6 protein-coding genes are annotated in these 9,724 nt (G+C 66.2%); 2 read left to right on the top strand and 4 right to left on the bottom strand.

The features are described from left to right. Positions 1 to 57 precede the first annotated feature (57 nt). Positions 58 to 309, bottom strand: coding sequence for a hypothetical protein (locus SX243_23185; GenBank protein MDY7095889.1), 252 nt, complete (start codon positions 307 to 309; stop codon positions 58 to 60). A gap of 428 nt (positions 310 to 737) precedes the next feature. Here SX243_23185 and SX243_23180 point away from each other — a divergent pair, with 428 nt between their 5' ends. After that, positions 738 to 3,299, top strand: coding sequence for a serine/threonine-protein kinase (locus tag SX243_23180; GenBank protein MDY7095888.1), 2,562 nt, complete (start codon positions 738 to 740; stop codon positions 3,297 to 3,299). 34 nt (positions 3,300 to 3,333) lie between these two features. On the opposite strand, the gene SX243_23175 is transcribed toward SX243_23180, so the two are convergent. From SX243_23175 to SX243_23165, 3 genes are all read right to left on the bottom strand, one after another. Next, positions 3,334 to 3,993 (bottom strand): phenylalanine--tRNA ligase beta subunit-related protein, encoded by a 660-nt coding sequence (locus SX243_23175; protein MDY7095887.1) that lies wholly within the window; start codon positions 3,991 to 3,993, stop codon positions 3,334 to 3,336. An 87-nt stretch (positions 3,994 to 4,080) separates the two neighbouring features. Then, entirely contained in the window at positions 4,081 to 5,256 is a 1,176-nt protein-coding gene (locus SX243_23170) for a choice-of-anchor Q domain-containing protein (GenBank protein ID MDY7095886.1), read from the bottom strand. A 405-nt stretch (positions 5,257 to 5,661) separates the two neighbouring features. Beyond that, entirely contained in the window at positions 5,662 to 7,875 is a 2,214-nt protein-coding gene (locus tag SX243_23165; protein MDY7095885.1) for a S9 family peptidase, read from the bottom strand. A 319-nt stretch (positions 7,876 to 8,194) separates the two neighbouring features. Between SX243_23165 and SX243_23160 the strand changes: the two genes are divergently transcribed. Next, positions 8,195 to 9,433, top strand: coding sequence for a DUF4097 family beta strand repeat-containing protein (locus SX243_23160; GenBank protein ID MDY7095884.1), 1,239 nt, complete (start codon positions 8,195 to 8,197; stop codon positions 9,431 to 9,433). The last annotated feature ends 291 nt before the right edge of the window (positions 9,434 to 9,724 follow it).

Below are 9,724 nucleotides of genomic sequence, written 5' to 3'. Positions count from 1 at the left end.
GCAGAGTCAAGAGGATCCATTATCCTACGAGTCCCATCATTGTAATACAATGCCCCCTTAGTACGCTGAATATTGACATCTGCTCCCCGCTCCAACAACAGTCTCACAACATTGAGATAGCGTGCCGAAGGTGGCGAAGGCGTGGAAGAGCGCGTCGGGGATCAGGGTGTGGGACGCCACGATGCTCGAGCTGCCGTCGTCGTTCGGCAGGCGATCGTATTCTTCGGGGTAGAGCTCCCGCTGCTTCTCCAGTGCTTTTTGCAGCTCGTCGCTGGCTTCGGTGAACGGAATCGTCTTGATCCAGGCCATGGTCGTCATCCTTTCTGCTTGTACGGTCTCGCTCTTGCCGGGCCGATTCAGGGAACCTTCCCGCTCGGCCGGCACGACGTATCCGTGGGTAAACGGGGATGCCCCGTCAGACTACCGCAAGCCCTAGAAAGGCCTACAGCAGACTCCTAGAACCCATGGCTTCACGAGGACCGCTGGCGGGCCCCGGTGCCGTTGTCCGTAGGCTGGCCCGGTAGCAGATCAAAGTGCTAGCAGTTGCTGCAATGAAGGACATTCTTCCCTGGGAGACCGCTTCGGCATATCCTCTTCTAAATGCAACAGGACAGAGGGAGCAACGGTCCGATGGGGAGCCCTGCCGCGGGTAGCGCTGCGGGTGCTGGCAGTGCCCCTCGATCTTCGCCCCCGAGTCGTAGGGAACGACGGCTCGGGATCGGCCGGCGGGGGGCGCCTTGAGCGACTCCAGATCCCGGGACAAGGGAGCCTCCGGCACCTACGATCCGCTAGCGGATACTCCTACCGAATACATTGGCCCGACGACGCCGGAGTCGGGGATACCCGTCCGCGGTGGTATCGAGACCCGGCCCATTGAGCAGCTGCCGAATATCGGCGATCACCCGGCGGACCTGGTGGGGGCCACCATCGGCTCCATCCGCGTCCTCGAGCACCTGGCGGAGGGCGGCATGGGGCAGCTCTATGTCGGCTTCGACGAGAAGCTCCGGCGCCGGGTGGCCCTGAAGGCGTTGCGCAGCGACCGAATGAGCGAGCAGTCGCGGTCCCGGATGTTGCGGGAAGCGCGGCTCCTCTCCCAGCTCCACGATCCCAACATCTGCCAGATTTACGGTTACCTGGAAGGGCCGGGGCAGGATTTCCTGGTGCTCGAGCTCATCGAGGGGCAGACCCTCAGCCGGGCGATGGCGGCGGGGCTGGAGCCGGCGGTGAAGCTGCGGGTGGCCCAGCAGCTGGCGGAGGTGCTGGCCCGAGCCCACGGCCAGGGAGTGATCCACCGGGACCTCAAGCCTTCCAACGTCATGCTCACCTCCGACCATGAGGTGAAGGTGCTGGATTTCGGCCTGGCGTTCTCCACCGACGAGGCCGCTGCCCGCCGTTCCGAGATCCTGCGGCGGGACGAGGAGTTGCGAGATTCCGGAGACCTGGATCGGGGCCTGCTGACCGGGGCCATGGAGGCCCTGCGGACTCAGCACGGGACGGTGTTGGGAACGGTGGCCTACATGAGCCCGGAGCAGGCCCGTGGTGGGCAGGTGGCGGCGCCGGCGGATATCTATTCTCTGGGGCTGCTGACGGAAGAGCTGCTCACCGGGCGGCACCCGTACCAGGGGGTGAAGTCGGTGGAGGAGCTCATGGAGCGGGTGCTCCACGGGGCCCCGGATCCTCCCCCGGACCTCGACTCGGACCTGGAGGAGTTGATCCGGCGCATGCGCTCGACGGTGCCGGAAGCGCGGCCTTCGGCGGCGGACGTGGCGCAGCGGTTGCGCTGGATCCGGGACAAGCCGCGGCGGCGCCTGCGCGGGCGATTGGTGGCCGGGGGAGTGGTGGCGCTGTTGCTGGTGGTGGCGCTGGCGGTGTTCTTCCACATCCGGAAGCTGTCGGAGGAGCGCAACCACGCCTTGGAGTCGGAGCAGCGGGCGTTGTCGGCACGGCGGGAGGCGGAGGAAGTGGTGGCCTTCCTGGAGGATATGTTCGAGGTTTCGGAGCCCGGCCGTGCCCAGGGCGAGACCGTCACCGCCCGGGAGATTCTCGACGCCGGTGCCGAGCGCATCCGAGACGAGCTGGGGGAGCAGCCCCTGGTGCAGGCGCGGCTGATGGCCACCATCGGTTCGGTGTACTTCGGCCTGGGGCTCTACGAGCCGTCCCTGGAGCTCTTGGACTCCAGCCTGGCGCTTCGCCGACAACACCTGCCTGCCGAGGCTCCGGAGGTGGCGGACGGGGCGGTACGGCTGGCGGCGCCGTTGCGGGTGGTGGGCCGGTACGAAGAGGCGGAGGCGGCGCTTCTGGAAGCTCGGCGGATCCACGAGAGCAACCCGGCCACCGGACCCTTGGATCTGGCCCGTACACTTTCCGCTCTCTCCTATCTCTACGTCACTGTGGCGCGTTACGACGAGGCCGAGTCCCTGGCCCGACAATCCCTCGATCTGCGGCTGGAAGAGCTATCGAAGGACGATCCGGGAGTGGTCCTGGGAATTCGCCGCTTGGCGGATATCTACCGCCACCAAGGGCGGTTGGAGGACGCCCTGACGGAGCAGCTGAGAGCCCGAGAGATTCTCCAGGTCAAGGAAGGGGTCGAAGAGCTCGCCCTGGGAGAAGTCTCCTACGATTTGGGGGTCCTGCTGACCCAGCTGGGGCGTTATGCCGAGGCCGAGGGCAATCTCCAGCGGAGCCTGCCGATCCTGCGCAAGACCTACGGCTCCCAGCACCACGAGGTGGCCCGGGCGATGAACGCTTTGGCCATCGTCTATCGGCGCCAGAAGCGCTTTGAGGAAGCCGAGAGCTTGCTCCAGGAAGTGATCCGGATCTGGTCTTCCGGTTTCGCCGAGAAGAGTCACAACCTGGGATTTGGCTACAACAACCTGGGCACTATCTACCTGAATACGGAGCGGTGGGAAGAAGCGGAGGCTCCGTTCCAACAAGCCCTGGAGATCTTCGAGCAATTTCATGGGCCGGAGCACCCCAACGTCTCGATGGTGCTGATGAACCTCGGCCAGCTGTATTGGGCGCAGGAGCGCTTCGCACCCGCGAGAACGAGCGTGGAGAGGGCACTGGCCATCGATCGCAAGACCGCCGGTGAGGACCATCCCCACGTCGGCTGGGATCTCCACCTGCTGGCAAATATCCAGCGAGACAGCGGCAACTATGCCGAAGCGGAGGAGCTCTACCGGCAGAGCCTGGAGATTCTGGAGGCTTCCTTGGGGGCGGACCATCCGGAGGTGGCCAAGGCGCGGGCCGAGTTCCTCGCCATGATGCAGGCCCAGGGGCGGGAGGGGGCGGCGGCGTAGAAGGCGGGGTGGATGGCCGGATAGAGCTCCGAGCTCAGTGAGTCCGGCGGGCCAGCGGCGCGTGCCGCAGGATGGCGTCGAGCTCGGCGGCGGCCTGTTCCGGGACCAGGAGGTCCTCCGGCAAGTAGGCCACCAGCCACACCGCGGCGGTCGACCGCAGGACCTTGACCCGGACGCCGTCGGTGATGGGGGTGCCGAAGGGGCCTTCAGCGTCTTCCAGCAGCGGCTTGCCGCCGAGGGAGAAGGGGCCGCGGAGGGATTCCATGGATTCGTCCTCCGCGCCGGCCCGCAGGGTCAGGGGCGGGGTGAAGCTGCCCTCGGCGAGGACGCAGCAGGGAACCATGAGCCGGACGGAGAGAAAGTTGTTGACGTCCACCAGCGGGTGGATCCGCGGTAGCTCTTCGTCCTTGAGCAGCCGCCGCAGCAGCGCTTCCGACGAGGGCCGGTAGCGGGTGGGATCGCAGCCCGCCTCGCGAAACCGCTTGCGCACCGCCGCCACCACCGGATCCTTTGCCACCGGGACGCCGCTCCAGCGCTCCCGCGCTTCCTCAGCCACCTTCCGGTGCATGGCATTCCGCGCTTCTTCGTTCTCTTCCTCTGCTTCCAGCCGGGCCCAGAAGAGCTCCCAGCCGGGGAGCTGGAGGTCGAGGTCTTTGCGGGGGTCGAGGATCTGGGGCGCGTCGTGGGTGCTCATGGGAAAGATCTTGCCACATCTGCGGAGGGCCCGAAACGGAGCTCGCCGGTTGGGGGGACCCACTTGTTGGTTTTGGTTCTTGTTGGTTCAGGGGCCGGTTCGCGTCCAGGCGCCGAAGTCGCCGCTTTCGAAGCCATCGAGGAAGAAGCCCAGGGGGGCGGCGCGCTCGTGGGAACCCACGTCGCAGCGGCGTTGGCCGTTGCCGTCGCCGTCGGCGGGTCGGGCGCCGAGGCGCTGGTCGACGGAAGGGCAGCCCGCTGCGACGGCGGCGTCGATGGCGGCGCTGGTGGCCAGAGGCCGCAGGGTGTCCGTGGGGCCGCCGTAGTCGCCCAGCGCCTCGAGCTGAGGGTCGGCGACGCTGGTCTGGTCGCTGGTCAGTGCCAGCCCGCAGGTGTCGCCGGGGCTTTCCAGGTTGCCGCCAGCGCTGGCCACGACGTTGCCGGCGCAGGCGCCGTCCACCAGCACGTTGGTCAGTGTCATGCTGCCGTTGTTGCGAATCGCCGGCCCGCTGCCCGCGCTGTTGCCGGTGACGGTGGAGCTGACCACGGTCATGGATTGACCGCTGTTGGTGTAGAGACCACCGCCGGCTCCGCCGCCGTTGACCGTGTTGCCGCTGACGGTGACGTTGGTCAAAAAGGCAGTGCCGTGGTTGTCGATGCCCCCGCCATGATCCTCGGTGGTGTTGTTGGCGATGGTGGAATCGACAACGGTGAGGGATCCGTCGTTGCGAATGCCGCCGCCGGCACCGGTGGCGAAGCTGCCGAGGAGGCTGACTCGCTCCAAATGGAGCGTGCCGGCATTGCGAATGCCGCCGCCGTTGCCACCGCCGGAGTCTCCTTCCCGCAGCTGTAGATCGACCAGCCGGACACTTCGGCCGTCGAAGTTAGGATCGACCTCGAAGATCCGGTCGAGACGGTCGGCATCGAGAATCGTCAGCCGAGCTCCGGCGCCGCGGATCTCCACGTCGTCGGTGAGGTCGAGATCTCCGCTCAATCCCGCGTCGTCGCCGGCTGGTCCCAGAGAGAGCAAATAAGTCCCGGCGGGAACGACGATGGCATCCATCACGGCAGGTCCCGCACCACCCGCCGGGCAGCCGTCCACCGCGGCGTTGGTGTTGGTGGCGAGGACCGCTTCACGCAAAGAGCACTGACCATCCATGGCCAGGGAGTCGGCGTCGGTGGTCACCGAGACGACGGTGGCCCCTGCAGGGGCGATGGCGGTCAGCAGCAGGACGACGAGGACGAGAGAACCAGCACGCAGCATCACAAACCTCCCAAGGGGGGACTCGAGAGAATAAATCGATGCTTTTCTATATCACGATCTTCGCCGGCTGTCATTGTCGAGGAGGCCGGTCAAAGGTCTCTCGGGCAATGCGAAGGGGAGTTGTTGCTTCGGTGTCGAACCGCTCCAAGGTATTGAGAAAAAGGACCTTATGAGAAGGGACCCACTTGTTGGTTTCCCAGGTCCGAGAGGGCGCCCGATAGGTGGTACCCACTTGTTGGTTGGTCCCAGGGCTCTTGCGGTCCCGCCCTCCCGGCCGGCTGGAAGCCAGCGCTCCCAGGGCACTTGCCGAGGGTGGGACCCAAGTGTTGGTCGATGGGTGGTACCCACTTGTTGGTCGCTTCCAAGGCTTGCGCCGAGGGTGGTACCCAAGTGTTGATTCGTCCCCTACTTCTTCTTCACATGCTGGTCGAAGAAGGCCGCCATGCGCTGGTAGAAGTGGTTCGTCTCGGCGGCTTTGAAGCCGTGCTTCTGGCCGGGGTAGATGCCTTCCTCGAAGTCGATGCCGGCATCGATGAGGGCCTTGGTGAAGACGAAGGTGTTCTGGGGATGGACGTTGTCGTCGGCGGTGCCGTGGACGATAAAGAGGGGGTCCTTGAGGTTGGCGGCGTAGGTGAGGGGGGAGGAGTTCTTGTAGCCCTCGGGGTTGTCGTCGGGATGGTCGAGGTAGCGCTCGGTCCAGATGGTGTCGTAGAAATACCAGCTGGTCACCGGCGCGCCGGAGACGCCGGCGGCCCAGGTGCCGGGGCTGTTGAGCAGGGCGTAGAGGGTGTTGCTGCCGCCGCCGGACCAGCCCCACAGGCCGATGCGCTCGCCGTCCACCCAGGGCTGGGAGCGCAGGTATTCCACCGCCGCCAGCTGGGCCTCCAGGTTGTTGGGACCGAAGCGGCGGTGCACGAGGTCGGCGCCCTTCTTGCCGAAGAAGGTGGACATGCGGTTGTCCACCATCAGCACCACGTAGCCGCGGGCGGCCATCCATTTGTGCCACAGGCCGCGGCGGCGGCTGTCCCAGCTATTGCTCACCACCTGGGAGTCGGGGCCGCCGTAGTGGTACATGATCACCGGATATTGGGTGGTCTCGGAGAAGCCTGCCGGCAGCAGGCGGGCAGCGGGGAGGCTGCTGCCTTCCGGGCCGGGGATGGTGAAGAATTGCCATTTGGGCAGGGTTTCGGGATCGAAGCCCACCTGGTAGGGCAGCGGTGCGGCCACCTCGCCGGCGGCGTTGCGCACGGCGTGGCGGGGCGGGTTGTCGGCGTCGGTCCAGCGATGCACCCAATGGCCGCCTTGGGGAGCCACCGTGGCGCTGTGCTGGCCGGCGGCACTGGCGAGGATCTCGGTGCCCTGGGCGCCGAGGCCGATGCGCACCACCTGGCGGTCCTTGGCTCCCAGCTCGCCACGGCCGTAGCGGGTGGCGATGATCGAGCCGGAGGCTTCGTCGACGGCATCCACGGAGGTCACGTGGCCTTCACCGGAGGTCAGCTGGCGCTTCAGGTTGCCTTCGCCGTCGTAGAGGTAGAGGTGGCGCCAGCCGGAGCGGTCGGAGGCCCACAGAATGTCGCCGTTAGCGAGGAAGCGGGTCTCATCCCCCACTCGCACCCAGGTTTCCTCTTCCTCGGTGATCAAGGCCTCGCACTGGCCGCCGGTGGGGCTGCAGTCGAGGAGCTCCAGGCGATTCTGGTCGCGGTTCAAACGCTCCACGGCGAGGCCTCCGTCGAGCTTCCAATGCACTCGCGGCAGATACCACGTGGTGGTGTCGCCGGTGTCGAGCCAGGTGGTGCTGGAGCCCGCCGCCAGGGGTAGCACGCCCACCCGCACCTTGGGATTGGTGGTGCCGGCTTTGGGGTAGCGCTGGGGATTGAGCTGAGGATAGGGGCCGCTGAAGTCGACCAGGGGGTAGATGCCCACGCCCTCCTCTTCGAAGCGGTAGTAAGCGAGGGCCTTGCCGTCGGGGCTCCACCAATAGCCGGTGGAATCCCGGCCCCAAAGCTCTTCCCAATACACCCAATCGGTCTTGCCGTTGAGGATCTCGTTGGCCTTGCCGTCGGAGGTGAGGGCACGCTCGCTGCCGTCGGCGAGGTTGAGCAGGTGCAGGTCGGCATCGCGGACGAAGGCCACCTGGTTGCCGTCGGTGGGAGAGAACTTGGGATCTTCCTCCTCCGCTTCGGTCTCGGTGATGCGGCTGAGGACGCCGCTGGCGACGTCGTAGAGGTAAAGGTCGCCGTTGCCCAGCAGGAGCAGGCGCTGGCTGCCGGGAGCCCACACCGCCGCATCGAAGCTCTCCGGCTTGGGTAGCTCCTCGGTACCTGCAATGGTGACCGTCGTGCCGTCGCCGACGCTGAGGATCCTCAGCTGCTGGCCCTTGCCGTCGTCCCAGGTGTAGGCCAGGAGCTGGCCGTCGGGGCTCCAGACGAAGTCGTCGGCGGAGCGCGGCTTGACGTCCAGGCCGAGGAGCTCGGCGAAGGCCGGCGGCGCGGTGGCGCTGGCCCCTTGGGCCTTCGGGGCGGCCTCCTGCCCGTGCAGCGTTGCGGGTAGCAGGAGGACGGCGCTCACCAGGGCGAGCAGGAAATAGCGGGGGGAATGGGCGACAATAGAACGAGTCATGGTACCTCCGTGGTGAGCGGCCCCGCAGGAACGGTGGAACGACGAACCGACGAGTTTCCGGACCGCAAGCGATGGCAGTGTACCGGGTCCCGGCGAAACAATTCCAGAGCGCGGGCCGTAGTGCCCGCCGAATGCCCCCGAGACGTCCAGAGCAGGTTCTTCTGGATTTTCTCGTAAGCGAGAGCTGATCGCCCAAATTTGCAGAGACTCTATTTCCGCAGAGAATTTCCGCAGAGAGTCCAAATTTCCGCAGAGAATCCAAATCTCCGCAGAGAACCCAACTTCGCGGACACCAAGACCGTAGGAGGATTTCGATACCATGCACCTCACCACTCAGACGCTCGGCTCCGGAAGCCGCTCCGGAAGCTTCCGAGCCCGGCTACGGATCCTCGCTCTTGCCCTGCTACCCCTTTCCCTGCTGCTGCTCCAGGCCTGCGCTCCGCCGGTGGCGGCGGAGGTGGAGACGGAGAGCCGTTCCTTCACCCACACCATCGTCATCGAGGACGGCGAGCCGGTGCGTTTGGCCAACCTGGCGGGTCGGGTCGAGCTGGTGGCCGCCGACGGTCGGGACGTGGTCATCGAGGCCACCGTCCACGCCAACGGCGGTAGCGCGGCGAAGACCCAGGAGCTGCTGGAGAATATGGCCTGGGAAGAGCACACCGGCAGTGACGGCGAGCCGGAGTGGGTGCTCACCTACCCGGTGAAGGAGCATAGTCGTCTGCACTACAACGCCCACGATTGGGGCGCCGGCCACTGGGGACTGATCAAAACCACCACCGTCTACGCCGGGCGCCGGGTCAAATTGTCCACCGCCAACAAGGGTGGCTCCGTCCCCACCCTCTACGCCAATCTGCGCATCCAGGTGCCCTTGGGAGTGGTCTTCCGGTTGGAGAATTCCGTGGGGTTGATCGACGGCCAAGGAACCCTCGGCGGCGATTGGACCCTAGACACCGGCAGCGGCGCGGTGAACCTGGAAGAGTTCGCCGGTCAGCTGTTGGTGGACACCGGCAGCGGCGACGTCACTCTGGGCACGGTGCGGGGGGAGTCCAACATCGACACCGGCAGCGGCGATATCGAGGTCGCCGAGCTCATCGGCAACGGCCGTCTGGATACCGGCAGCGGTGATGTACGCGTGCGCAAGGTGGCTTCCGGCCGCTTGGTGGTGGACACCGGCAGCGGCGATGTCTATCTGGCGGACGGCTCCGCCGGGCGACTGGAGCTGGACACCGGCTCCGGCGAGATCCGGGTCATCGGGGTGGAGATCGAGGAGATGCTGGCAGATACCGGCAGCGGCGACATCGTGGTGGAGTCCTCCCTCGCCCAGGCCCGCCGGCTGGATCTGGACACCGGCAGCGGCGACGTGCGCATTCTCGCCGGCGCCGATGCTTCCTTCGACGTGGCGCTGGACAGCGGCAGCGGTGAGCTGGTGGTGCGTTACGACGACGCCGACCTCACCCGCTCAGACCGCAAGGTGGTGGGTGCCCGCCGCGGCTCCGGCCAGCCTCGCATCGTCATCGACACCGGCAGCGGCGATGCCTTGGTGGCACCGGCGGATTGAGTCTTCAAACCTTTCGGCAAAGCTTTCGTAAAAACCAGAAGAGGGATCGTATTTCTTCCACCGCCGAGACTTGGGCCACCGAGTGGGTCTCGGCACCGCGAGCGGTGCTCCGCCGCCGCGTGCACAAGGAGACCACCTTGAAACAACTCAGCCCATTTCCCGGTTCCGCTATTCGGCCGACCCAACCTGTGTGGCTATTTCCGGACTTATGAAGAGCGGGTGCCCGGGCCGCAGGGTGAGGAAGTGCGTGGTTATCACAAGCCGATCATGCTGGCCGGGGGACTGGGAAAT

The sequence above is a fragment of the Acidobacteriota bacterium genome (assembly GCA_034211275.1).
In the GTDB taxonomy this organism is placed as follows: domain Bacteria; phylum Acidobacteriota; class Thermoanaerobaculia; order Multivoradales; family JAHZIX01; genus JAGQSE01.
Note: the sequence above shows the minus strand (reverse complement) of the source record. Positions and strands in the feature narration are given on the sequence as shown.

Coding starts and splice junctions, on each gene's coding strand:
- SX243_23185 (MDY7095889.1), bottom strand. CDS start 309: ATGGCCTGGATCAAGACGATTCCGTTCACCGAAGCCAGCGACGAGCTG.
- SX243_23175 (MDY7095887.1), bottom strand. CDS start 3,993: ATGAGCACCCACGACGCGCCCCAGATCCTCGACCCCCGCAAAGACCTC.
- SX243_23170 (MDY7095886.1), bottom strand. CDS start 5,256: ATGCTGCGTGCTGGTTCTCTCGTCCTCGTCGTCCTGCTGCTGACCGCC.
- SX243_23165 (MDY7095885.1), bottom strand. CDS start 7,875: ATGACTCGTTCTATTGTCGCCCATTCCCCCCGCTATTTCCTGCTCGCC.
- SX243_23160 (MDY7095884.1), top strand. CDS start 8,195: ATGCACCTCACCACTCAGACGCTCGGCTCCGGAAGCCGCTCCGGAAGC.